The sequence below is a fragment of the Vogesella indigofera genome, from assembly GCF_028548395.1.
GTDB classification, from domain to species: domain Bacteria; phylum Pseudomonadota; class Gammaproteobacteria; order Burkholderiales; family Chromobacteriaceae; genus Vogesella; species Vogesella indigofera_A.
This window is the reverse complement of record NZ_JAQQLA010000004.1, coordinates 453,170-476,067: the sequence shown is the minus strand read 5'-3', so window position 1 is coordinate 476,067 and position 22,898 is coordinate 453,170. Positions and strand designations below refer to the sequence as shown.

General features: G+C 67.1%; 18 protein-coding genes. 12 read left to right on the top strand and 6 right to left on the bottom strand.

What is annotated here, in order from left to right:
• Positions 1-165: 165 nt before the first annotated feature.
• Positions 166-360 (bottom strand): YqaE/Pmp3 family membrane protein, encoded by a 195-nt coding sequence (locus PQU89_RS07950; RefSeq protein ID WP_047966564.1) that lies wholly within the window; start codon positions 358-360, stop codon positions 166-168.
• Between the two features lie 123 nt (positions 361-483).
• Positions 484-1,044, bottom strand: coding sequence for a helix-turn-helix domain-containing protein (locus PQU89_RS07945; protein ID WP_272765354.1), 561 nt, complete (start codon positions 1,042-1,044; stop codon positions 484-486).
• An 82-nt stretch (positions 1,045-1,126) separates the two neighbouring features.
• Between PQU89_RS07945 and PQU89_RS07940 the strand changes: the two genes are divergently transcribed.
• The gene (locus tag PQU89_RS07940; protein WP_272765353.1) at positions 1,127-2,029 is read left to right on the top strand and encodes a DMT family transporter; all 903 of its coding nucleotides are present in this window, start codon (positions 1,127-1,129) and stop codon (positions 2,027-2,029) included.
• Positions 2,030-2,239: 210 nt separating this feature from the next.
• On the opposite strand, the gene PQU89_RS07935 is transcribed toward PQU89_RS07940, so the two are convergent.
• Positions 2,240-3,307 carry a glycosyltransferase family 4 protein gene (locus PQU89_RS07935; RefSeq protein ID WP_272765352.1) on the bottom strand — a complete coding sequence of 356 codons (1,068 nt, stop codon included), beginning with the start codon at positions 3,305-3,307 and terminating at the stop codon, positions 2,240-2,242.
• Positions 3,295-4,116, bottom strand: a complete 822-nt coding sequence (locus PQU89_RS07930) for a UDP-2,3-diacylglucosamine diphosphatase (RefSeq protein WP_272765351.1) — start codon at positions 4,114-4,116, stop codon at positions 3,295-3,297. The genes PQU89_RS07935 and PQU89_RS07930 overlap by 13 nt, the downstream gene beginning before the upstream one ends.
• A 187-nt stretch (positions 4,117-4,303) precedes the next feature.
• On the opposite strand from PQU89_RS07930, the gene PQU89_RS07925 reads away from it, so the two are divergent.
• From PQU89_RS07925 to PQU89_RS07900, 6 genes are all read left to right on the top strand, one after another.
• Entirely contained in the window at positions 4,304-5,944 is a 1,641-nt protein-coding gene (locus tag PQU89_RS07925) for a phosphoethanolamine transferase (RefSeq protein ID WP_272765350.1), read from the top strand.
• A 1-nt stretch (position 5,945) separates the two neighbouring features.
• Complete coding sequence (locus PQU89_RS07920; protein ID WP_272765349.1) at positions 5,946-6,698, top strand: phosphatase PAP2 family protein; 753 nt, start codon at positions 5,946-5,948, stop codon at positions 6,696-6,698.
• Positions 6,699-6,760: 62 nt separating this feature from the next.
• On the top strand, positions 6,761-7,030 hold the full coding sequence (locus PQU89_RS07915; RefSeq protein WP_189353907.1) for a PepSY domain-containing protein: 270 nt from the start codon (positions 6,761-6,763) through the stop codon (positions 7,028-7,030).
• Between the two features lie 120 nt (positions 7,031-7,150).
• Positions 7,151-7,687: a cytochrome b/b6 domain-containing protein gene (locus tag PQU89_RS07910; protein ID WP_272765348.1), complete on the top strand. Its 537-nt coding sequence runs from the start codon at positions 7,151-7,153 to the stop codon at positions 7,685-7,687.
• A gap of 42 nt (positions 7,688-7,729) precedes the next feature.
• The gene (locus PQU89_RS07905) at positions 7,730-8,392 is read left to right on the top strand and encodes a response regulator (RefSeq protein ID WP_272765347.1); all 663 of its coding nucleotides are present in this window, start codon (positions 7,730-7,732) and stop codon (positions 8,390-8,392) included.
• Complete coding sequence (locus PQU89_RS07900) at positions 8,389-9,690, top strand: ATP-binding protein (RefSeq protein ID WP_272765346.1); 1,302 nt, start codon at positions 8,389-8,391, stop codon at positions 9,688-9,690. The genes PQU89_RS07905 and PQU89_RS07900 overlap by 4 nt, the downstream gene beginning before the upstream one ends.
• A gap of 185 nt (positions 9,691-9,875) precedes the next feature.
• On the opposite strand, the gene PQU89_RS07895 is transcribed toward PQU89_RS07900, so the two are convergent.
• Entirely contained in the window at positions 9,876-11,054 is a 1,179-nt protein-coding gene (locus PQU89_RS07895) for an NAD(P)H-dependent flavin oxidoreductase (protein ID WP_272756612.1), read from the bottom strand.
• A gap of 531 nt (positions 11,055-11,585) precedes the next feature.
• Between PQU89_RS07895 and PQU89_RS07890 the strand changes: the two genes are divergently transcribed.
• Both PQU89_RS07890 and PQU89_RS07885 read left to right on the top strand, forming a co-directional pair.
• Positions 11,586-12,551 (top strand): LysR family transcriptional regulator, encoded by a 966-nt coding sequence (locus tag PQU89_RS07890; RefSeq protein WP_272765345.1) that lies wholly within the window; start codon positions 11,586-11,588, stop codon positions 12,549-12,551.
• A 150-nt stretch (positions 12,552-12,701) separates the two neighbouring features.
• Positions 12,702-13,988, top strand: coding sequence for an NAD(P)/FAD-dependent oxidoreductase (locus PQU89_RS07885; protein WP_272765344.1), 1,287 nt, complete (start codon positions 12,702-12,704; stop codon positions 13,986-13,988).
• 117 nt (positions 13,989-14,105) lie between these two features.
• Here PQU89_RS07885 and PQU89_RS07880 read toward each other — a convergent pair whose 3' ends face one another.
• Positions 14,106-14,483 (bottom strand): SirB2 family protein, encoded by a 378-nt coding sequence (locus PQU89_RS07880; RefSeq protein WP_272765343.1) that lies wholly within the window; start codon positions 14,481-14,483, stop codon positions 14,106-14,108.
• A gap of 263 nt (positions 14,484-14,746) precedes the next feature.
• Here PQU89_RS07880 and recC point away from each other — a divergent pair, with 263 nt between their 5' ends.
• The 3 genes from recC (at position 14,747) to recB (ending at position 22,420) form a co-directional block, all read left to right on the top strand.
• Complete coding sequence (gene recC / locus PQU89_RS07875; RefSeq protein ID WP_272765342.1) at positions 14,747-17,929, top strand: exodeoxyribonuclease V subunit gamma; 3,183 nt, start codon at positions 14,747-14,749, stop codon at positions 17,927-17,929.
• Between the two features lie 67 nt (positions 17,930-17,996).
• Positions 17,997-18,845, top strand: a complete 849-nt coding sequence (locus PQU89_RS07870; RefSeq protein ID WP_272765341.1) for a GIY-YIG nuclease family protein — start codon at positions 17,997-17,999, stop codon at positions 18,843-18,845.
• Positions 18,846-18,859: 14 nt separating this feature from the next.
• Positions 18,860-22,420, top strand: a complete 3,561-nt coding sequence (gene recB, locus PQU89_RS07865) for an exodeoxyribonuclease V subunit beta (RefSeq protein ID WP_272765340.1) — start codon at positions 18,860-18,862, stop codon at positions 22,418-22,420.
• Positions 22,421-22,898: the final 478 nt, after the last annotated feature.

Genomic DNA, 22,898 nt, shown 5'->3' with positions numbered 1-22,898 from the left:
TTTTTCCAATATCTTGTGTTTGGCGCATTGTATGGACGCAGCATGTGGTAGTGATTGATGTGGATCAAGAACGCAAAAATTCTTATGGCATGATGTGGCGCCATGAAAAATGGCCAGCCGGTCGTTGCCGGGCTGGCCATCGGGAGGCGGCGCGCGGCGCCTGCGCTAGCGTGCTTGTGCCAGCGCCTGTTTGATCTTGAGGTCGGTCTTGTACTGGCTGAGCGCGTACACCGACCAGATCGCCGCCGGGATCCAGCCGATCAGCGTGCACTGCAGCAGCAGGCAGAACAGGCCGGCAAACGGGCGCTTGATGGTGAAGAATTGCAGCCAGGGCAGCAGGATGGCGAGTAGCAGGCGCATGGTGACTCCGATCGCGGATGGACAGTGACGAGGGATTTGATGCTATCCGTTTATGTCAAAATCATCAAATGCCGTGGCGGCGGGCGGCTGCCGCGCTGACGGCGGCCAACGTTGGCCGCAGTCTCAGCCGGGTGCCGGCATCACGATGCTGCGCTGGAAGCGCAACAGGCTGCTACCCGGATTGTGGTAGCGGTAGCCGTGCTCGGTGCCGTAGCCGGCGGTGTCGCCCGCTTGCAGCGTGCGCTCGTGCCCGGCGTAGGCCAGTTGCAGTGTGCCGCTGTGCACCTCGACGATCTCGCCGCAGCCGGTCGGATCCGGCGCGGCCAGGTAGCTGTCGCCGGGCGCTAGCTGCCACTGCCACAGTTCCAGCGTGCAGCCGGCCAGCGCCAGGCTGTGCAGCAGGGTGGCGTGGCTGTCGCTGCTGTCGCCCTGCCACACCCGTACCGGCGCGTCACTGCCGGGGGCACGCACCAGCTCGGAGAAAGTCAGCCCCAGCGCGCTGGCGAGACGGTCGAGGGTGGCGATGCTGACATTGCTGGCGCCGGCTTCGATGTTGACCAGCATGCGGCGGCTGACCTCGGCGCTGGCGGCCAGCTTTTCCTGGCTCAGGCCGCGCTGCTGGCGTGCCTCGCGCAGGTTGCGGGCGACATGGCTGAAGACTTGCAGGGGAATGTGTTCGCTCATAAGTGCAATATATTGCTCATCAAACGAGTTGTGCAGTATAGTGCACAAAACTGAGCCACCACCCTACACGCGAGCCATCCCCATGTCCACCATCGCCCTGCCCGCGGCCCAGCCGCCGCGTTCCCTGCTGCCCGACCTGTCGCTGGTTGGGGTCACCCTGATCTGGGGCGGCACCTTCCTCGCGGTACAGACCGCGCTGCAATGGAGCGGCGCCTTCGCCTTTGTCGGCATGCGCTTTGCCGTCGCCGCCTTGCTGGCGCTGCTGCTGTGCCGCCGCCAGCTGGCCGGCATCAACCGCACCGAGCTGCTGGGCGGCGTCTTCATCGGCGTGATCCTGTATTTCAGCTACAACCTGCAGACGCTGGGGCTGGGCCATATCGCCAGCAGCACCTCGGCCTTCCTCACCGGCTTGTACGTGCCGCTGGTGCCGCTGCTGCAGTGGGGACTGTTCCGCCAGCGCCCGGGCTGGCTGGCGTGGGCGGGGGTGGCGCTGGCGTTTGCCGGCCTGCTGCTCCTGGCCGGGGTCGATGGCCTCAGCATTAAGCTGGGCTTAGGCGAATGGCTGACCATCGCCGCCACCGTCACCATCGCGCTGGAAATCTGCCTGCTCAGCCGCTTTGCCGCCGGCTGCAACGCCGGGCGCATGGCACTGGTGCAGCTGGCGACGGTGGCGCTGCTGTCGCTGGCCACGGCACCGCTGGCCGGCGAGGCGCTGCCGCAGTGGCAGCCGCTGCTGCTGGTGAGCGTGCTGGCGCTGGGCGCGGCCACCGCGCTGATCCAGATCGTGATGAACTGGGCGCAGCAGACGGTGCCGGCCACCCGCGCCACCATCATCTACGCGATGGAGCCGGTGTGGGGCGGGCTGATCGGCTGGCTGGCCGGCGAGGCGATGAGCGCCGGCAAGGTCGGCGGCGCGGCGCTGATCGTGGCCAGCGTGCTGCTGAGCCAGCTCAGCGCGCACAAGGTGACGCACGCGCCGGCCTGATCCTTAGAACCTGTTCACGATCTGCTGCGCTTCGGCGATACCGCGTTAAAAACGGCTTCGGAATGCTCATTGACCCCATGTCAACTCCGCTTCCTCAGCCGTTTTCGCCTTGTCTCGCTCTAGCTCGCGAGATCGTGAACACTTTCTTACGATGCACAACAATGCGGCCAACCTTGGGCAAGGTTGGCCGCAGCTGTTTTGGCATCGCGTTCAGCGCCCGCCGCCGGTGGTGAAGGCCATGCCTTCCTGCTCGCCCAGCGGACGCGGACAGAGGTGGGATTCGAACTGCCGCGTCGCCGCCGTCCAGGAGTAGCCCTCGGCCACGCGGCGCACCTGGTCGCGGTCCAGCGTCAGCGCCTGCAGGCAGGCGGTGCGCAGGTCGGCGTGCAGCACGCCGCCGCCGCTGCTGCCGACCACGTCCAGCGGGCCGGCCACCGGGTAGGCGGCCACCGGCGTGCCGCAGGCCATCGCCTCCAGCAGCACCAGGCCGAAGGTGTCGGTCAGGCTGGGGAACACGAACACGTCGCCGGCACGGTAGAAGCGCGCCAGCTCGTGCTGCGGGAACACGCCGGCGAAGTAGACATCGGGGTATTTCGCCTTCAGTTCTGCCAGCTGCGGCCCCTCGCCGACCACCCATTTCGAGCCCGGCAAGTCCAGTTTGAGAAAGGCCTCGATGTTCTTCTCTACCGCCACGCGGCCGATGTAGAGAAAGCGCGGCTGCGCGGTGTCCAGCCGCTCGCGCTCGCCGGGGCTGAACAGGCGGGTGTCGACGCCGCGGCTCCACAGCACCACGTTGTGAAAGCCGCGCGCCTTGAGGTCGGCGACGATGGCCGGCGTCGGCGCCATCACCGCCTGCGCGCGGTTGTGGAAGCGGCGCATCCACGCGTAGCTGAGTGCCAGCGGCAGCCGGGTGCGGGCGTGGATGTATTCCGGGAAACGGGTGTGGTAGGCGGTGGTGAACGGCTGGCCGTGGCGGCGGCACCAGCGCTGCGCGGCGAGGCCCAGCGGGCCTTCGGTGGCGATGTGCACCGCGTGCGGTGCGAAGGCGGCCAGTTTCGCCGCCACCTTGCGGTAGGGGAACAGCGACAGCCGGATGTCGGGATAGGTCGGGCAGGGCAGGGTGGCGAAGCCGTCGCCGTCGTCCGTCTCGCCGCCCAGCGGGGTGATCAGGGCCACCTGGTGGCCGAAGCCGCGCAGCTCGCGCACGGTTTCGGTGATGCTGCGGACCACGCCGTTGACCTGTGGCAGCCAGGCGTCGCTGATGATCATGATGCGCATGTTTCGACCTCTGTCGGGATGGGGGCGGGCGGCACAAGGTTGGCCGCAATGCTCTGCGGGATGGCGTCGCCTGCCTGCTGCGTCCAGTGCACGATCTCCAGCGTGCCGTCGTGGTGCTCGACCAGCGCCGACAGGCTTTCCACCCAGTCGCCGCAGTTGCCGTACACGATGCCGTCGATGTCCTTCACCTCGGCCTTGTGGATGTGGCCGCAGACCACGCCGTCGTAGCCACGACGGCGCGCCTCGGCGGCGAGGATGTGCTCGAAGTCGCTGATGAAGTTCACCGCGTTCTTCACCTTGTGCTTCAGGTATTGCGACAGCGACCAGTACGGCCGCCCCAGCTTGTGGCGCAGCCAGTTGTAGTGGCGGTTGAGGCCGAGGATCAGCGTGTACAGGCTGTCGCCGACATAGGCCAGCCACTTCGCGTGCTGGATCACGCCGTCGAACTCGTCGCCGTGGATGACCAGCAAGCGCTTGCCGTCGGCGGTGTGGTGCTCGGCCTCGCTGCGGATGGCGATGCCGCCGAAATCCAGCCCGGCGTATTGCCGCGCCGCCTCGTCGTGGTTGCCGGGCACGTAGATCACCCGCGTGCCCTTGCGCGCCTTGCGCAGCACCTTCTGCACCACGTCGTTGTGGCCCTGCTTCCAGTACCACGACTTCTTCAGCTGCCAGCCGTCGATGATGTCGCCGACCAGGTACAGGGTGTCGGAGTCGTGGTGGCGCAGGAAGTCGAGCAGGAAGGCGGCCTGGCAGCCGGCGGTGCCGAGGTGGACATCGGAAATCCAGATGGTGCGGTAGCGCTGGTTCATCGCGTGCTCCGGCGGGGGCAGATGCGCCGATGGTGGCGCAGCGATGTGACAGGCGGATGTGGCGGCGATGACGATCCGGTGACGCGTGATGAACAGGCTCTAAGGCTGGCTTAAGGCTGGCCTGTTTTCATCGGCATCAGGATGAGCGGGCGTGCCTGCTCCGAAACCCGTTGCCGAGAGACCCCGCATGAAGCTTCTGTTCCGTCCGCTGCGCGCCGAATGGCTGGCGCTGCTCATGGCGCTCTTGTTCGTCACCCTGTTCAACCTGCCGTTCTGGCGCCACCTGCTGCAGATCATGGCACCGCTGGACGGCCAGGATGTGCGCATGCTGCTGCTGGCTTTTGTGTTCGTCAACGCCTGTTTCACCCTGCTGCTGCTGTTGCTGCTGTGGCCGAAGATCGCCAAGCCGCTGCTGACGCTGCTGTTGCTGCTCACCGCCGCGGTCAGCTATTTCATGAACCAGTACGGGGTGCTGATCGACAGCGACATGGTGCGCAACGCGCTACAGACCGATGTGGCCGAGGCCGGTGACCTGCTGTCGTGGCGGCTGTTGCTGACGCTGCTGCTGCTGGGCGGCCTGCCGTCGTGGTGGCTGTGGCGCACGCCGCTGCACTTTCGCGCCGCGTTGCCGGAGCTGGGTGTGCGCGCGCTGGCGTTGCTGCTCAGCGGCGCGGTGCTGCTGCTGGTGGCGCTGGGCGCCTACCAGGACTTCGCCTCGCTGTTTCGCAACCACCGCGAGCTGCGGCTGGAGCTGACGCCGAGCAACTACCTGCAGGCCACCAGTTCCTATCTGCGCAAGGTCAACGCCACGCCGCAGCCGCTGCTGCGCATCGGCGGCGACGCCAGGCGCGATGCGGCCGCCAGCGGCAAGCCGCGGCTGCTGGTGCTGGTGGTCGGCGAGACCGCTCGTGCCGACCATTTCTCGCTCAACGGCTACCCACGGCCGACCAACCCGCAGCTGGCCAAGGTGGCGGGGCTGGTCAATTTTCCCGATGTCTGGTCCTGCGGCACCGAAACCGCGATCTCGGTACCGTGCATGTTCTCGTCGCGGCCGCGCGACAGCTTCGACGCCGAAGAGGCGCGCCATCGTGAAAACCTGCTCGACGTGCTGGCCCACGCCGGGGTGCAGGTCAGCTGGCGCGACAACAACTCCGGCTGCAAGGAGGTGTGCAAGCGCGTGGCCAGCAGCATGCTGTACGACAGCACCGATCCGCGCTTCTGTAGCGGCGGCGAGTGCCACGACGCGATCCTGCTCGACAGCCTGGCGGCCCGGCTGCAAAACCTTCGCGGCGACAGCGTGCTGGTGCTGCACCAGAAGGGCAGCCACGGTCCGGCCTACTACAAGCGCTACCCGGCGGCGTTCGCCCGCTTCGGCCCGGTGTGCGAGACCGGCGAGCTGCAGAAGTGCAGCCGCGAACAGATCGTCAACGCCTTCGACAACACCATCCTCTATACCGACCACGTGCTGGCGCAGCTGATCGCCACGCTGCAGGCGGCGCCGCAGGTGGCCAGCAGCATGCTGTACCTGTCCGATCACGGCGAATCGCTGGGCGAGAACAACCTCTACCTGCACGCCACGCCCTACCTGATCGCGCCGGAGGCGCAGAAGCACGTACCGATGCTGGCGTGGTTCTCGCCGCAGTGGCAGCACGACAGCGCGCTGTCCGATCGCTGCCTGCAACAGCGGAGCCGGCAGCGCTACAGCCAGGACAACCTGTTCCACAGCGTGCTGGGACTGATGGCGGTGCGCACCGCGCTGTACCAGCCGACGCTGGACATCTTCGCCGCCTGCCGTGCGCCACAGCCGGCCGCGGCGCTAGGGACCTGAGATGGCGGTGCCTGAGATGGCGGCGCCAAGGTTGGCCGCAACGGCCGCCGGCCTGCCCGCCGCCTTCTACGCGCGGCAGCTGCTGTGGCTGCTGCTGCTCGGCACCGTGCTGTGGTGGCTGGAGGCGGCCACCCGCCTCGATGTCACGCTGGCGCAGCTGTTCTTCGACCCGCTTACCCAGCACTTTCCGCTGCAGCACAGCCTGTGGCTGGAGTGGCTCAACCACCGCTTGCCGAAGTACGCGCTGATCGCCGCCAGCGGCGGGCTGGCGCTGCGTGCCATCCGTCAGCGCGAGGCACGTCTGGGCTACGCAGTGCTGGTGATGTGGCTGGCGACGCTGGCGGTGTCGCTGCTGAAGGCGCACAGCGCGCACTCCTGCCCGTGGGACCTGCAGGCCTTCGGCGGCAGCGGCGAGTGGTTCGCGCTGTTCGGCGCGGTGGCGGCGAATCCCGGCCCGGGGCAGTGCTTCCCCGGCGGCCACGCCTCCGGCGGCTTTGCGCTGCTGGCGCTGTTCTTCTACTGGCGGCCGCACGCGCCGCGGCGGGCACGGCAGGCGGCGGTCGCCGCGCTGGTGCTGGGCTTGCTGATGGGGCTGGGGCAGATGGTGCGCGGCGCGCACTTCCTGTCGCACAACCTGTGGAGCGGTTGGGTGGTGTGGCTGGTGGCGGTGCTGCTGTTTGCCGCCTTCGACCTGGGTCGTGCCGCCAGCACCGCAAAAAGTGCCGGCCAGTTACCCGGCATAAGCGGTGCTTAAGCTTGCCTTGCTTTAATGAAACTGTACCTGCGCTGTTGCAGGCTTTGACCAGGAGCGTAACGATGAAAAAACTGATTGCTGTGGCCCTGATGGCCGCTTTTGCTTCCTCCGCCGCCTTTGCCGGTGCCGAGTGTGCGGCCCAGCCGAAAGACAAGTGGCAGAAAGAAGCCGACTTCCAGAAACAGCTGACGGCGCAGGGTTACCAGATCAAGAAGTTCAAGGTGTCCGGCAACTGCTACGAAATCTACGGCAAGAACAAGCAGGGCCAGAAAGTGGAAATCTACTTCGATCCGGTCTCCGGCAAGGCAGTGAAGAGCGAAATCGACGATTGAGCCGTCGCGCGGCCGCGGCGCTCGCCGCCGGCGGCCATGTTTCTGCCGCGGTGATGCCGCGACTGCCCGCGGGGCAGGGTTGCGGCCCTGTCCCGCGCCATTTTTGCAAGGAGTGTTGCCATGACGCCAACTGCCTTACCCCGTCAGGAAAAAGTGTGGGACATCGTGGTCCGCCTGTTCCATTGGAGCCTGGTCGCCTGTGTGCTGGCCAATCTGCTGTTGCTGGAAGAGGGTGATCCGCCGCACCGCTGGGCCGGCTATATCGCGCTGGGCCTGATCGCGCTGCGCCTGGTGTGGGGCTTTGTCGGCAGCCGGCATGCCCGCTTCGCCAGCTTCTTCCCGACCCCGAGCCGTCTCAAGGCGCACCTGGGTGCGGTGAAGCAAGGCCAGCACCCGCAGACGGTGGGGCATAACCCACTGGGCGCACTGATGATGTTCGCGCTGATGGGCCTGGTGCTGTCTCTGGGCGTCAGCGGTTACCTGATGGGCACCGACCAGTTCTGGGGCGAGGAATGGCTGGAAGAAGTGCATGAGGCGCTGGCGACCCTGTTGCAGGTCGCGGTGCTGCTGCACGTTGCCGCCGCGCTGCTGATGAGCCGCATCGAGCGGGTGAATCTGGTTCGTGCGATGATTACCGGCATCAAGACGTGGCGCTGAGCCGCGACAATCGGCAACGGTAAACAGGCAACGGGATCAGGCATGCGGGTATTGATAATCGAAGATGACGAACTGATTGGCGACGGGCTGCAGGCCGGGCTGTCGGCGCTGGGTTTTGCCTGCGACTGGCTGCGCGACGGCAAGCAGGGGCTGGCCGGCATCGGCGCCGCGCCCTACGACGCGGTGGTGCTCGACCTCGGCCTGCCCAGCATGGACGGGCTGGCGGTGCTGGCGGCGTGGCGGCGCAGTGGCCGCAGCGAACCGGTGCTGCTGCTCACCGCCCGCGACGCGGTGGACGACCGCATCCGTGGCCTGGACAGCGGCGCCGACGACTACCTGGTGAAGCCGTTTGCGCTGGGCGAGGTGGCGGCGCGGCTGCGCGCGCTGGTGCGCCGCCGCAGTGGTCACAGCACGCCGCTGCTGCAGCACGGCCGTGTCAGTTTTGACCCGGCGGCGCGGCGGGCGACGCTGGACGGCGCGGCGGTGGAGCTCAGCGCCCGCGAGCTGGCGCTGCTGGAGCTGCTGCTCGGCAACAAGGGCCGCGTGCTGCGCCGCGAACAGATCGAGGAAAAGCTGTACGACTGGGCACACGAGGTGGAGAGCAACGCCATCGAGGTACACGTGCACCATCTGCGCAAGAAACTGGGCAGCGACTTCATCAAGACGCGGCGCGGTATCGGCTACACCCTCGGGGACGAGGCATGAGCTACAGCCTGCGCGGCACGCTGATCAAGAGCCTGCTCAAGGTGGTGACACCGCTGTGGCTGGTGGCCTGCGCGTTGCTGGCCTTCCACGCCTGGCACGAGGTCAACGAGCTGTACGAGGAACAGCAGACGCTGTTCGCGCGCCAGCTGTACGGCACGCTGCCGACGCTGGGCGCGCGCAGCGAGCCGCAGCTGCCGCAGGTCGGCGACAGTGACCACCAGGCGGTGGCGGCGTGGAACCGGCGCGGCCAGCTGCTGCTGGTCGACAGCGACGGCCTGCAGCTGGACGCCCGTCCCGGCTACACCGGCTTTGCCAGCCTGCGCCAGGACGACGAGGACTGGCGCGTCTACTACCTGTCCGGCGCGACCGGCAGCGTGGCGGTGGCGCAGGAGATGTCCGAGCGCTGGGAGATGATAGGCGGCCTGCTGCTGACGCAGGGACTGCTGTGGCTGCTGCTGCTGCCGTTCGCGCTGCTGGCTTTGTGGTGGGCGGTGGGGCGCGGCCTGGCGCCGCTGGCGCACATCCGGGAGCAGCTGCAGCAGCGCGCGCCGGATGATGCCACGCCGCTGCCGCGCGAGGTCCCCAGCGAGCTGCACACCCTGATCGACGCCATGAATGACCTGATCGAGCGCGTGGCGCAGACCCTGCAGCGCGAACGGCGTTTTACCGCCGACGCCGCCCACGAGCTGCGCAGCCCGCTGGCGGCGATGCGGGTGCAGGCCGAGGTGGCGCAGCTGGTGCAGGATCCGGCGCTGCGCGAGCGGGCGCTGCAGCAGCTGATGAACGGTGTCGATCGCAGCAGCCACCTGCTGGCGCAACTGCTGGCACTGTCGCGGGTGGAGGCGGCCGAGCAGCAACACGAGGCGCTGGACTGGCCGCTGCTGCTGCAGGAACTGGGCGAGGCGGTGTCCGGGCTGGCCGCCAGCCACCATGTCACCCTGCAGCTGCCGCCGGCCGGGCACACGCAATGGCCGCTACAGCACGGCGACCGCACCCTGCTGCTGCTGATGCTGCGCAATCTGCTGGACAACGCGATCCGCTATGGTGGCGGTACCGTCAGCCTTGAGGCCGACGCCACGCGGATCAGCGTCAGCGACGAGGGCGACGGTGTGGCGGAGGCCTTGCTGGACAAGGTGCGTGAGCGCTTCTACCGGCCGCCGGGACAGCAGCAGACCGGCAGCGGCCTCGGCCTGTCCATCGTGGAGCGCATCGCCGCACTGCACGGCCTGCAGCTGAGCCTGCACAACCGCGTCGGGGGCGGGCTGCAGGCGGTGTTGACACGCGGCCACGGCGGATAGCGGGTGCGGCCAACGTTGGCCGCATGTCGGTCCGGAAGCGCTTCAAGGCCTGCGGCACGGGTTTCAATGGGGCGAGACGATGTTAAAAACGACTGCGGCAGCGGTGTTTATCCTAGAGATAAACACGCATGCCGCAGTCGTTTTTGCCTTGTCTCGGGTCAGTGCGCGAGACCTTGAATCGCGGCTCAGGCGCCGCGCAGGTCGAGCGGCTTTTCGCCGGTGAGGAAGTAGTGGATGGTTTCGCGCGCGCTCTTGATCGCGTCGCCGAAGGGCAGCGGCTCGGCGCCGCGGAAGAACAGGCCCTTGCTGGTTTCGCCGCGGAAGGCGGCCGCGAGCTTGAGGTCGATGCAGAACTGGCCGACCTTGGACAGACCGTCGCGCAGGCCGCACACCGTCAGGCAGTTCAGCGCCTGCGTGCAGCGCGCTGGATCGGCCTTGGCGTTGGCCTGCAGCTTGTCCTCGCGCTTGAGGTAGCTCTTCAGGAACGGGGTCAGGATGCCGCGCGCCGGCAGGCCGGCCACCGACATGAACTCGACGATGTCCTCGCGCGTGGCGCCGGCCAGCGTGCGCTTGAAGTTGATGTGCGCGTCGCCGTCGCTGGTGACGGCGAAGGCGGTGCCGATCTGCACGCCGCTGGCGCCGTACTGCTGCAGGTAGGTCTGCACCTTCTCATGGCTGTTGACGCCGCCGGCGACGATCAGCGGAATGCGCTCGCGTTCCAGCCCCAGGCCCTTGAACAGCTCGAAGCTTTCTTCCAGCACGCGGGCAAAGTCGAACTTGGCATCGCCGACCCCGGCGATGCTGGCGGCGCCGAGGTGGCCGCCGGCGTGGTTGGGATGCTCGATCACGATCGCATCCGGCAGCCGGCCCTTCTTCATCCAGCGCTTGAGCACGATGCCGATGCCGCGCGATTCCGACAGGATAGGGATCAGCGCCACCTCGGGGTGGTTGCTGGCCATCTCCGGCAGGTCCAGCGGCAGGCCGGCGCCCATCACCACCGCGTGTGCGCCGGACTCGCAGGCCTGGCGCACCAGCGCGGCGTGGTCGTCCACCGCCTTCATGATGTTGACCGCCACCATGCCGTGACCGTCGGCGCGTTGCAGTGCGCCCTTCACCTCGCGATCGAGCGCGATGCGGTTGAGGCGGTTGATGCCGTCCTGGCCCTCAAGGTTGGCCGCATCGGCCAGCAGGTCCTCGTGCAGGTGACGCAGGTCGACGCTGGCCACGGTGCCGACACCGCCCTCACGCGCCACGGCACCAGCCAGTTGTTTGGCGGAAATGCCGACACCCATCCCGCCTTGCACGATAGGCAACAGGCTGCGGCCGCGAATTACGAGCGGGGAAAAGGCATGGGGGCGGGACATGGCAAACTTTCTGTTGGGCAAAGGAACGATTGTGGCGGCAAGGGCGCGCGCCAGCGTTGACGTGGGTCAAGCGGCCTTGGCGGCCGGGCGGGTGGTGGCGTGCCGCGACGACGGCAGTGTTGTATTCCCGCCGCAGGCAATGACAAATGCGAGAAACGTCGCGGAGTCTGGGCGCAAGCCGCGGTTGCCCGCATTTAGGGCGTCGATTCCGGCCATTTCTCTGTCATTACCGCTGTTTTCGTCATATTTTGCTGCGGACGGGCACTTTTGCGGGCGTCGACGGCCACAACATGGCCGTTGCAGGCGATCTTGGCTTGTCATTCGCATGAAATGCTGACCATTGCCGCACAAATTCGACACAAAACTGGTAGGAATGGGACTTATCATATTTAATGGAAAATAAGGAAATAGCTTTAACAGAATCGCTGTTTCGCTTATCATCTTTCAAAGTGTTTTGTTAATCGCCGGTTTCTTTTGTGGTGTCTCTTGTTAAATGTGATGCGCCGCCGGCCTAACTGATTGAATCGAGCTATGGATACCTTGAAAGCATTAATGGTCTTCATGACCACTGCTGAGAATGGCAGCTTTTCCGATGCCGCCCGCAAACTGGGCGTGTCGCCTGCCGCGGTCAGCCAGAGTATTGCCAGGCTCGAACAGGAACTGGAGGTGCGGCTGTTCAACCGCACCACGCGCCAGCTGACACTGACCGAGGACGGTCGCCGCTTCTACTCGCAGTGCCGCGGCCCGGTCAACAACCTGGATTCCGCGATCAACCAGCTGAAAGCCAGCCGCGACGAGCCGGCCGGCCACCTGCGCATCAGCCTGCCCAATGCCTTCGGCCGCCGCTTCATCCTGCCGCTGATGGAAGAATTCTGTTCCCGTTACCCGAAGATCCGCGTGTTTTTCGGCATGGGCGACCACTTTAGCGACCTGATCGAAGACGGCTACGATGTCGGCGTCCGCGTCGGCATGATGCCGGACAGCCGCATGGTGGCGCGCCACCTGGCACACATCCCGCAGTACGTGGTCGCCGCGCCGGAATACTGGGAGGCGCACGGCAAGCCGCACATCCCGGAAGACCTGTCCTCGCACGACTGCATCAATTTCCAGTTCCCGACCTCCGGCCGGCTTTACAAGTGGGAATTCGAGCGTGACGGCGAGCGCATTCCGCTGGAAGTCGGCGGCACCTACACCGCCAACGACGTCGACGGCGTGCGCGAACTGGCGCGCCTCGGCCTGGGCGTGGCGCAGCTGCCGGGGCACGAGATCCTGAATGACGTGCGTACCGGCAAGCTGCAGGTGGTGCTCACCGATTTCGTGTCGATGGAGCGCTCGATCTACATCTGCTTCCCGCACCGCGACCACATCGCGCCGCGCACGCGGGTGTTCGTCGATTTCGTGGTGGAAAAGCTGCTCGACCACCCGGACATCATCGCCGAGCTGCCCGGGGTCGACCTGTCGCAAAAGCGCGAAGAGCTGCGACAGACCATCCTGTAAGCACACGCACAGCCCGGGCAACCGGGCTTTTTTTTTGCAGTGCAATGTTTAACATATTAGACATTTTTGCGGCGCTATCTGATAATCAAGCCAGATTGAGCGCCGCCCGTGGCGGCCCTGTTTAAAAAATGCAGTATCGAGGACTCCGCCATGAGCCAGACTACCGAACACACCCGCTCCTATTACGCCTACTCCGCCAACCCGTCGCCGCAGCGGCCGGCGCTGCAGGGCAGCCAGCAGGCCGACGTCTGCGTCGTCGGCGGTGGCTACACCGGGCTGTCCACCGCGCTGCACCTTGCCGAAGCCGGTTTCAAGGTGATCGTGCTGGAAGCGGCGCGGGTCGGCTGGGGTGCCTCCGGCCGCAACGGCGGCCAGATCGTCAACAGCTACAGCCGCGACATGGACGTGATCGAGGCGCGCCACGGCAAGGACGCCGCGCAAAAGCTGGGGGCGATGGCATTCGAGGGCGGCAAGATCATCCGCGAGCGCATCGCCAAGTACGACATCCAGTGCGACTTGAAGGACGGCAACGTGTTCGCCGCCTTTACCGACAAGCAGCTGGACGAGCTGGAAGCGAAAAAACGGCTGTGGGAAAGCTACGGCCACACCGGCATCGAGATGATCGACAAGGCCGGCATGGCGCGCATCGTCGATTCCGGCCAGTACGTCGGCGCGCTGCTCGACCACTGGGGCGGCCATATCCATCCGCTGAACCTGGTGCTGGGTGAGGCGGCGGCGTTCGAATCGCTGGGCGGCCAGATTTTCGAGCAGTCGGCGGTGACCGACATCCAGCGCGGCGAGGTGGCGGTGGTGAAAACCGCAGAGGGCCAGGTCAGCGCCCGCTTCGTGGTGGTGGCCGGCAACGCCTACCTCGGCGACCTGATCCCGAAACTGGCGGAAAAGAGCCTGCCGTGCGGCACCCAGGTGGTGACCACCGAGCGGCTGGACCCGGCGCTGGCCAAATCGCTGCTGCCGGGCGACCACTGCGTGGAAGACTGCAACTTCCTGCTCGACTACTACCGCCTGACCGCCGACAACCGCCTGCTGTACGGCGGCGGCACCGTGTACGGCGCGCGCGACCCGGGCGAGATCGAGAGCCTGATCCGCCCCAAGATGCTGCACACCTTCCCGCAGCTGGCCAAGGTCAAGATCGAGTTCACCTGGACCGGCAACTTCTCGCTGACGCTGTCGCGGCTGCCGCAGGTTGGCCGCATCGACAGCAATATCTACTACTCGCAGGGCTGCAGCGGCCACGGTGTCACCTTTACCCACCTCGCCGGCCGCATCCTGTCCGAGGCGATCCGTGGCCAGAGCGAGCGCTTCGACGCCTTCGCCAGCCTGCCGCACTACCCGTTCCCCGGCGGCCGCCTGTTCCGTGTGCCGATGCTGACGCTGGGCGCGTGGTGGTACGGCATGCGCGACCGCCTCGGCGTCTGAGGCCTGTTCACGATCAGCGGCGTACTCGCGGGATCGCGAGTACGCTCTGAAACCCCCGGTTCATTCTCCCTGCTGTCTGTTGCACCGGCCCGTTGCGGGCCGGTTTTTTTTACGCGCTCAGAACGGCCACGCCAGCTTGGTCTTGGCCACCGCGATCATGTACAGCGGCATCGCCAGCGCCAGCGCCAGCACCACCGCGCGCCACGGCGAGCCGTGCAGCTTTTTCAGACCGATGCTGCCCAGCGCGATATAGGCCAGCAGTGCCAGCAGCTTGGCCGCCAGCCACGGCTGGTTGTGCGGCGAAAAGCCGGCCCACACCGCCAGCGTCACCCCGGCGGCGAGCAGCAGGGTGTCGATCAGGTGCGGCGCGATGCGCAGCGCCTTGCCCTGCAGCAGCGCCGGCTTGGTGTAGGACAGCGCGGCGCGCGCGGCGAACAGCGTCACCGACAGATAGGCCAGCCCGGCGTGGGCGTGTTTCAGTACGAGATAATCCATGGTCGGGGTTCCTGTGTGTCTTCGTGGAAGCTGTTCAATGTCTGCCGTGACGGATCTCGATGGGGCAATACGGCGTTAAAAACGCCTTCGGCAGGCTTGTTTATATCGGGATAAACGCCGCCTCCGCAGTCGTTTTTGCCTTGCCTTGCTCCAGCTCGCGAGACTTTGAACAGGCTCTTATCCGGATCGGGTAATGGTAGCGGCTTTGCCCGGCGGCGGGGGTGCTAAACTTGGCACCTTGATGACTACGCCATCACCACGCCATGTCCCTGCACCTGTACCAGTCCAACCGCCTCGAAGCCCTCGGCATACTCTATCGCCACCTGACTGACACGCCGCTGGCCGATCCGTTCGCGCCGGAAGTGGTGATGGTGCAGAGTCGCGGCATGGGGCGCTGGCTGACGCTGCAGCTGGCGCGCGAGCGCGGCCTCGCGGCCAACCTTGAGTTCGTGCTGCCGGCCGGCTTTGGCTGGCGGCTGATGAAGACGGTGCTGCCGGAGCTGCCGCCCAAGTCCGCCTTTGCGCCGGAGGTGCTGACCTGGCGGCTGATGGCGCTGCTGCCGACGCTTTCCGGCGAGCCGTACACGCCGCTGGTGCGCTACCTGCAGGGCGGGCCGCTGGCCTGTTTCGAGCTGGCCGGCAAGATCGCCGACATCTACGACCAGTACCTGGTGTTCCGCCCGGCGTGGATACGCGCGTGGGAGGCCGGCCAGCGCCTGGATCTGGGCGAGGACGAGGCGTGGCAGGCGGCGCTGTGGCAACAGCTGGCCGCAGACTTGCCCGGCCGCCACCGCGTCACCATGCTCGACGACTTCTTTGCCCGCCTGCGGCCGGAGCACCTGCCCGAGCGGGTGTCGGTGTTCGGCATCGCCACGCTGGCGCCGATGTACCTGGCGCTGTTGCTGCGCATGGCCGAGCTGACCGAGGTCAACGTGTTCCTGCTCAACCCGTGCGAGGCCTACTGGGGCGACATCGTCGACGCCCGCGGCCAGCTGAAGCTGTTTGCCCGTGGCGAAAGCGCTGACGGCGGCCACCCGCTGCTGGCCTCGCTGGGGCAGCAGGGGCGCGACTTTTTCGACGACATCGCCGCCGGGGTGCCGGACGCCGAGTCGATGTTCCTGCCACCGGCCGGCGACAGCCTGCTGGCGCGGCTGCAGCGCGACATCCTGCAGCTCAACCCGCCTGCGGCCAACGTGCAGCCACCGGCGACAGACGACCGCTCCATCGTCTGCCACATCACCCACAGCCCGATGCGCGAGCTGGAAGTGCTGAAAGACCGGCTGCTGGCGATGCTGGTGGCCGACCCGACGCTGACCCCGGCCGACATCGCGGTGCTGACGCCGGACATCAACGCCTACGCGGCCTACATCGACGCGGTGTTCGGCTACCGCAGCGACGCGCCGTCCATCCCCTACAGCATCGCCGACCGCCGCCTGACGCGTGAAGTGCCGCTGTTGGCCACCTTCGGCGCGGTGCTGCAGCTGGCCGACTCGCGCTTTGCCGCCGACGAGGTGCTGGCGTTGCTCGACTGCCGCGAGCTGCTGGCCCGCTTCGGCCTCGCCGACGAGGACGTCACCCTGCTGCGCAGCTGGGTGCGTGGCGCCGGCATCCGCTGGGGCCGCGACGCGGCGCACAAGGCGGCGCTGGGGCTGCCGGCCGAGGCGGTGCACAGCTGGCGCTGGGGGCTGGACCGCCTGCTGCTGGGCACGCTGCTGCCGGCCAGCCTCGCCGGCGACGGCGAGCCGCTGTTCGGCGGCCTGCTACCCGACGGTGCGGCGCAAGGCCAGGCCGCCGAACGGCTGGCACGGCTGGGCGCGCTGTTCGACACCCTGTGCGTGCTGGCCGAGCTGTGGGCGCAGCCGGCCAGCGTCGCCGACTGGGCCGAGCGCCTGCGCGAAGCCGCCGCCAGCCTGTTTCAGGTGGAGGAGGACGGCGAGGCCGCGCTGCAGGTGCTGCACGGCATCGCCGACGAACTGGCCGCCGACGCCGCGCTGGCCGCTTTTGACGGCTGCGTGCCGCTGGCGGTGGTGCGCGACGCGGTGCTGCGCCAGCTGCAGGTGGCCAGCAGCGGCGGCTTTCTCACCGGAGGGCTGACCTTCTGCGCGATGGTGCCGATGCGCTCCATCCCGTTCCGCGTGCTGTGCCTGATCGGCATGAACGACGGCGCCTACCCGCGCGACGAGCGTCCGGTCAGCTTCGATCTGGTGGCGCGCCATCCGCAAAAGGGCGACCGCTCGCGCCGTTTCGACGACCGCTACCTGTTCCTGGAGGCCATCCTCTCTGCCCGCGACACGCTGTACCTGAGCTGGGTCGGCCGCAGCGTGCGCAGCGACGAGCCGCTGCCGCCGTCGCCGCTGGTGGCCGAGCTGCTGGACACGCTGGCCGCGATGAGCGGTGGCGACATCAGTGACACGATCACTACCCGCCATCCGCTGCAGCCGTTCTCGCGCGCCTATTACCGCGCCGCCGACAGCTTCGAGCCGGTGTGGCAGCAGGCGCTGGCCGCGCCACCGGCCGTGCCGCAACCGTTTGCGGCCAACCTTGCGCTGCCGGACGCTGCCATAGTGCGGCTGGCCGACCTGCTGCGCTTCTGGCGCAATCCGGTGCGGGCCTGGCTGGCCGACCGCCTCGGCCTGAAGCTGGAGCGCATCGCCGACGAGCTGCCCACCCGCGAGCCGTTCGCCATCGACCGCGACAGCCGTGCCGACATCCGCGACACGCTGGTGCACACCCTGCTCGCGCGCCAGCCGCTGCGCCACGCCGAAGCGCGGCTGCAGGGCCGCGGCCTGCTGCCCGACGCCGCGCTGGGCAAGTCGTGGCTGGCGCTGGAACGCGCCGCCAGCGCCCGCTTCGCCGCGCGCCTGCCGGCCACGCTGCTGGACGACACCCTGCCGCCGCAGCCGGTGCGGCTGCAGCTGGGCGACATCCTGCTCAGCGGCGAGTTGTCCGGCCTGCGCCCCGAGGGCCTGCTGCGCGTGGTGCCGCGCAAGGCCTACGCCGGCGACCTGATCGCACTGTGGCTGGAACACCTGGTACGCCTCGCCGCCGCCGTGCCCGGCATCGCGCCGCAATCGCAGCTGTTTGCCGAAGACGGCGTGCACAGCTTCGGTACGGACGACGGCGACGGCACGGCGCTGGACGCGTGCGGCCTGCTGCACGCCTGGCTGCTGCGCTACCGCCAGGGGCAAAGCCAGCCGCTACCGTTCTTCGCCCGCACCTCGCTGGCCTACGCCCGCGCCAAGCCGGGCCAGGAACTGGACGCCGCGCAGAACGAATGGGCGCCGGACTTCACCGGCTTCGGCCGCAGCCCGCAGCGCGACGACGCCGCCAACCAGCTGGTGTTCCGTCATCAGGAACCGCTGTCCGACCCGCTGTTCGCGCAACTGGCGGAAACGCTGCTGAAGCCGATGGTGAGCGCAGTGCAGATGGATAATGGGGTCGGTTAAAAGAAATCCGGTACTTTATTAAGGCTTGGAATAAAGACTGACATATTCAAAGAAAGATACATACCCGATGCTAACAATTAAAAGCTTACTGGCAAGTGCAGGCATGGATTTTTCGTCTCGCGTAAAATTCGTAAGGCATAAACACAATCAACTGGATCTGCAGCGGCTTTATCTCAATGACCAGTTAGATATTTATCAGGCATCGCAGAGCGCGCCAGTTTTTTCCGATTGCGATCAGCTTGTTTCCTTTATTGGCACGGAGGGCAATCAGGCTCAATTTGTTGGCGTTTATCAAGTCAAGAGCGTTGAATATCAAGAAGACTATCGTTGGCCAGAACACTACCTCTACGCTGAGCAGGAAAAACCTTCTTCTTATATTTACTCGCTACAAAAGGACCCACGCTTTGCTGCACTGGAGGGGCGACTACTCATTGATTGGGGTAAGGCTGCTCTAGCATGGCATCAGTGGGCACACGACAAGGACAAGGAGGTGGTCGCTGTGCTGCCTGCTGGTTATGTCAGCGAGTTTCCGGGTTATCTGGATTTCGTTATTACTTCTCATGAGTTACGCAAAATCATTGCTAATCCAGCCGCCAATACTCGCTGGCATCAGATGCTGGCTGCGGTTGCTGGGGTGTATCTGATTGTGGATGCCTCTACAGGCAAGCAGTACGTTGGATCGGCATACGGACAGGAAGGCATTCTTGGTCGCTGGAAAACCTATGCCGCTACCGGCCATGGGGACAACGTGCAACTGATCGAGTTGCTGCAGACTGATCCGAAGCATGCATCTCATTTCCGCTTTTCCATTCTACGGACCCTACCGCGCGGGATGACCAAGGGTGAGGTGATTGCAGTTGAAAACCTTTACAAAACCAAGCTCGGTAGTCGTGCATTCGGCCTGAATTCCAATTAGTGAACGGTACAGACATGCACCCCCTCGACCCCCTGAACTGCCCGCTCACCGGCACCAACCTGATCGAAGCCTCGGCCGGTACCGGCAAGACCTGGACCATCGCCGCGCTGTATACCCGCCTGCTGCTGGAACACGACGCCGACGGCAACCCGCCGCCGACGCTGGACAAGCTCCTGGTGGTGACCTACACCAAGGCCGCCACCGCCGAGCTGCGCGACCGTCTGCGGCGGCGGCTGACCGAGCTGGCGCGGGTGATGGACGGCGAGGCGGTGGGGGATGACTTCCTCGCCGCGCTGGCGGCGCGGCTGGCGGTTCAGGATGGCGCCATGGCGCGCGAGCGGCTGCGTACCGCCATCAACGGTTTCGATGCGGCGGCGATCTACACCATTCACGGCTTCTGCCAGCGGGTGCTGACCGATGCGGCGTTCGACAGCGGCCAGACCTTTGCCGCCGAGCTGGCCAGCGACAACCTGGCCGAGTTGCAGCAGCTGGCCGACGATTTCTGGCGCCAGCACATCGTGGCACTGCCGCAGCTGGCGCAGGTGCTGGCCGAGAACGGCGACACGCCGGAAGGCTGGCTGGCCGAGATCCGCCCCTTCCTGTCCAAGCCCTATCTGCGCCACCCCGACATCGACAGCGCCGCGCTGCTGGATGCGCGCGCGGCGGCGGCGGCAGCGTGGCAGCCGCTGCAGGCTGCGGCCGCCACCATCGAGGAGGGCGGCGCCTGCCTGCTGGCGGCCGAAGGGCTGAGCCGCACCAGCTACAAGCCGGAGCAGCGCCAGCGCTACCTGAAGCTGCTGCAGCATCTGGCGGCGGACGCCAGCCTGCCGCAGCTGACGTCGGCGCAGGAAAAAGACCTGCAGCGGCTGACGCCGGCGGCGCTGGCCAAGGGCTGCAACAAGGGCGCCACGCCGCCCGAGCATGCGCTGTTCGGCCTGATTGAAACGTGGCTGGCGGCTTGGGCGGCCTACAGCGCCGCGCTGGGGCAGCAGCTGGCCGGGCTGAAGCTGCAGCTGATAGCTTGGATCAACCGCCACGCGGTGGCGCAGCGCCGCGCCACGCGCAGCCGCGGTTTCGACGACCTGCTCACCGATCTGGCCGCCGCGCTGGAGGATGCCGAGCACGGGCCAAGGTTGGCCGCACGCATCGCCGCGGATTTTTCGGTGGCGCTGATCGACGAATTCCAGGATACCGATCCGCTGCAATACCGCATTTTCCGCCACGCCTTCGTGCAGCAGCAGCGGCCGGTGTTCATGGTCGGTGATCCGAAACAGGCGATCTACAGCTTTCGCGGTGCCGACATCTTCGCCTATCTCGCCGCGCGCAACGATGCGCCCGCCGAGCGCCAGTACACGCTGCTGACCAACCGCCGCTCGCAGCCGTCGCTGGTGGCGGCGGTGAACGCGCTGTTCGACCGGCCGCAGCCCTTCCTGCTGGATGGCATCGACTATCCGGCGGTGGACGCGGCGCCGGCCGGCGGCAGCGTGCTGGAAGTCGACGACGGCGATGCCGCGTTCAACCTGCTGACCTTCCCGGCCAGCGACAGCGCCAAGGGCGTATCGAAAACCGAGGCCACGCCGTATGCCGCCGACGCCTGCGCGCACGAGATCGCGCGCCTGCTGGCGCTGGCGCGGGCCAATCAGGCGCGGCTGCGGCGCGGTGACAGCGTACGGCCGCTGGCCGGCGGCGACATCGCGGTGCTGGTGGCCACCCACCGCCAGGGCGACGCGGTGCGCGAGGCGCTGGCGGCGCGCGGCGTGCCGTCGGTGGCGCTGACGCAGGAAAGCGTGTTCGCCAGCCGCGAGGCGGGCGAGCTGCTGGCGCTGCTGCGCGCGTGGGCGGAGCCGGCCTCGGAAGGGCGGCTGAAGGCGCTGTGCGCCACCGAGCTGTTCGGCCTCGACGCCGCGCGGCTGCTGGCGCTGCTGGACGACGAAACGGCGTGGGAGGCGCAGCTGGCGGCCAACCTTGACGATCACAAGGCGTGGCAGCAGCGCGGCTTCATGGCGGCGTGGCGGGCGTTCTTCGCGCGGCAGGCAGTGGCGGTGCGGCTGCTGCCGCAGCCGGACGGCGAGCGGCGGCTGACCAACCTCGGCCATCTGGCCGAGCTGATCCAGCAGCAGAGCGAGGGCATGGCCGGCATCGCGCCGCTGCTGGCGTGGTTCGAGGCGCAGGTGGCCAGCCCGCCGGCGGCGGAAGAGGCGCTGCTGCGGCTGGAAAGCGACGCGGAGCTGGTCAAGATCGTCACCATCCACACCGCGAAAGGGCTGCAGTACCCGCTGGTGTTCTGCCCCTTCCTGTGGGACGGCGCGCTGGAGCGGCGCGACACCACCTTCTGGCGCTACCGCGACGGCGACGAGTCGTGGCTGGCGCCGGACGATCTGGTCAGCGCCGGCGCGCGCGATGCGGCGCGCAGCGAAATCCTGGCGGAAAAGCTGCGCCTGCTGTACGTGGCGCTGACTCGCGCCGAGCACCGCCAGTACGTGGTGTGGGGCCATGTGCAGAAGATGCACACCGCCGCGCTGTCGTGGCTGCTGCACGGCCGCGCCGCGGCCAACCTGGCGCAGCTGGAGGCCGGCGAGCTGCTGGCGTCGCAGCTGGCGGACGACGTGGCCGATCTGGCCGCGCGGTTGCCGCACGCGGTGCGCTGCCGCGAGGTGGACGTCGCGCTCAACGCGCTGTCGCCGGAAGCGGCGCCGAACTTCGTGCCGCAGCTGGCCGGCGTCAACCGCTCGCTGTACACGCCGTGGCGGGTCAGCAGCTTTACCGGCCTGACGCGCCATCTGCACGGCAGCGCCAGCCCGCGCAGCGAGGCGCCGGATCACGATCACGGCCCGCTGCAGCAGCCGGACGCCGCGGTGGCGGCCGACCGCTTCAGCTTTCCGCGCGGCGCGCGCGCCGGTACCTGCCTACACGACATGTTCGAGCGTGCCGATTTCACCCGGCCGGAAGACTGGCCGCAAGTGGTGCAGGAGGCGCTGCACAAGCACGGTTTCGACGCGCTGTGGCAGGACGCGGCGCTGGCGATGCTGCACGACACCATTCACTGCGACATCGCGCCCGGCGTGCGGCTGGCCGGCGTGCCGAACACGCGGCGGCTGGTGGAGATGGAGTTCACGCTGCCGGCCGACGGCCTGAGCCTGGCTAGGCTGCAGCGCATCCTCACCGACCCGGCCATGGGCCTGGCCGCGCCGCTGCGCGAGGCCGCGGCCACGCTGACCTTCGACCGCGTGCAGGGCTACCTGAAAGGCTTCATCGACCTGGCCTTCATCCACGGTGACGCGCTGTGGCTGGTGGATTACAAGTCCAACCACCTCGGCGACGGCTTTGCCTGCTACGGCGACGACGCGCTGGCGGCGTCGGTGGCGCGCGAACACTACTACCTGCAATACCTGATCTACTGCGTGGCGCTGCGCCGCTACCTGGCCCAGCGCGCGCCGCAGCTGCATCTGGGCGGTGTGCGCTACCTGTACCTGCGCGGCATTAGCAACGCGGGCTACGGTGTGTGGCGCGATGCACCGTCGGACGCGCTGCTGGATGCGCTGGATGGGGTGTTCCGGGCCACGGCGCCGGCGTAGGGGGCGTCACCAAGGCTGACCGCATGCCGTCACCGGTCTGCGGCCAACCTTGTTTTGGTCTGGAGTATCCGCTGCGCGGATAATTTTTATCTGCCGCTTTCCGCGCGGCGGCGGCTTACTTTCTTTTGCTTCGCCAAAAAGAAAGTAAGCAAAGAAAAGGCGACCCGACGGCACAAGCATTCCCGTGCAAACCGCCGCCATCCCGGCCCGCTGCGCTCAAAAGAGGGCGGCTTGTTTCCGGGCTGGCGACAGTGTGCACGGCTTGCGCCAACGGGATGGGGCGTGTCGGTGCGGCTCTGGTTTTTGTGGGGTGTGCTTATTGATGAAGGGTGTGTCACCCGGCTGGCCGGGCGACGCGCCTGGCGGTGTTCAAAGCTTGGCCACAAGCAATCATGCCATCGTGGTGCGTCGCCCTGCGGGTGACGCACCCTACTCTTCTGGATGGGGGGTGTAAGTAGCAAATAGGTCGGTTTGACAT

What these genes read in the sequence shown, in the direction of transcription:
- PQU89_RS07950 (WP_047966564.1), bottom strand. Translation starts at nt 360, where the DNA reads ATGCGCCTGCTACTCGCCATCCTGCTGCCCTGGCTGCAATTCTTCACC.
- PQU89_RS07945 (WP_272765354.1), bottom strand. Translation starts at nt 1,044, where the DNA reads ATGAGCGAACACATTCCCCTGCAAGTCTTCAGCCATGTCGCCCGCAAC.
- PQU89_RS07940 (WP_272765353.1), top strand. Translation starts at nt 1,127, where the DNA reads ATGTCCACCATCGCCCTGCCCGCGGCCCAGCCGCCGCGTTCCCTGCTG.
- PQU89_RS07935 (WP_272765352.1), bottom strand. Translation starts at nt 3,307, where the DNA reads ATGCGCATCATGATCATCAGCGACGCCTGGCTGCCACAGGTCAACGGC.
- PQU89_RS07930 (WP_272765351.1), bottom strand. Translation starts at nt 4,116, where the DNA reads ATGAACCAGCGCTACCGCACCATCTGGATTTCCGATGTCCACCTCGGC.
- PQU89_RS07925 (WP_272765350.1), top strand. Translation starts at nt 4,304, where the DNA reads ATGAAGCTTCTGTTCCGTCCGCTGCGCGCCGAATGGCTGGCGCTGCTC.
- PQU89_RS07920 (WP_272765349.1), top strand. Translation starts at nt 5,946, where the DNA reads ATGGCGGTGCCTGAGATGGCGGCGCCAAGGTTGGCCGCAACGGCCGCC.
- PQU89_RS07915 (WP_189353907.1), top strand. Translation starts at nt 6,761, where the DNA reads ATGAAAAAACTGATTGCTGTGGCCCTGATGGCCGCTTTTGCTTCCTCC.
- PQU89_RS07910 (WP_272765348.1), top strand. Translation starts at nt 7,151, where the DNA reads ATGACGCCAACTGCCTTACCCCGTCAGGAAAAAGTGTGGGACATCGTG.
- PQU89_RS07905 (WP_272765347.1), top strand. Translation starts at nt 7,730, where the DNA reads ATGCGGGTATTGATAATCGAAGATGACGAACTGATTGGCGACGGGCTG.
- PQU89_RS07900 (WP_272765346.1), top strand. Translation starts at nt 8,389, where the DNA reads ATGAGCTACAGCCTGCGCGGCACGCTGATCAAGAGCCTGCTCAAGGTG.
- PQU89_RS07895 (WP_272756612.1), bottom strand. Translation starts at nt 11,054, where the DNA reads ATGTCCCGCCCCCATGCCTTTTCCCCGCTCGTAATTCGCGGCCGCAGC.
- PQU89_RS07890 (WP_272765345.1), top strand. Translation starts at nt 11,586, where the DNA reads ATGGATACCTTGAAAGCATTAATGGTCTTCATGACCACTGCTGAGAAT.
- PQU89_RS07885 (WP_272765344.1), top strand. Translation starts at nt 12,702, where the DNA reads ATGAGCCAGACTACCGAACACACCCGCTCCTATTACGCCTACTCCGCC.
- PQU89_RS07880 (WP_272765343.1), bottom strand. Translation starts at nt 14,483, where the DNA reads ATGGATTATCTCGTACTGAAACACGCCCACGCCGGGCTGGCCTATCTG.
- recC (WP_272765342.1), top strand. Translation starts at nt 14,747, where the DNA reads ATGTCCCTGCACCTGTACCAGTCCAACCGCCTCGAAGCCCTCGGCATA.
- PQU89_RS07870 (WP_272765341.1), top strand. Translation starts at nt 17,997, where the DNA reads ATGCTAACAATTAAAAGCTTACTGGCAAGTGCAGGCATGGATTTTTCG.
- recB (WP_272765340.1), top strand. Translation starts at nt 18,860, where the DNA reads ATGCACCCCCTCGACCCCCTGAACTGCCCGCTCACCGGCACCAACCTG.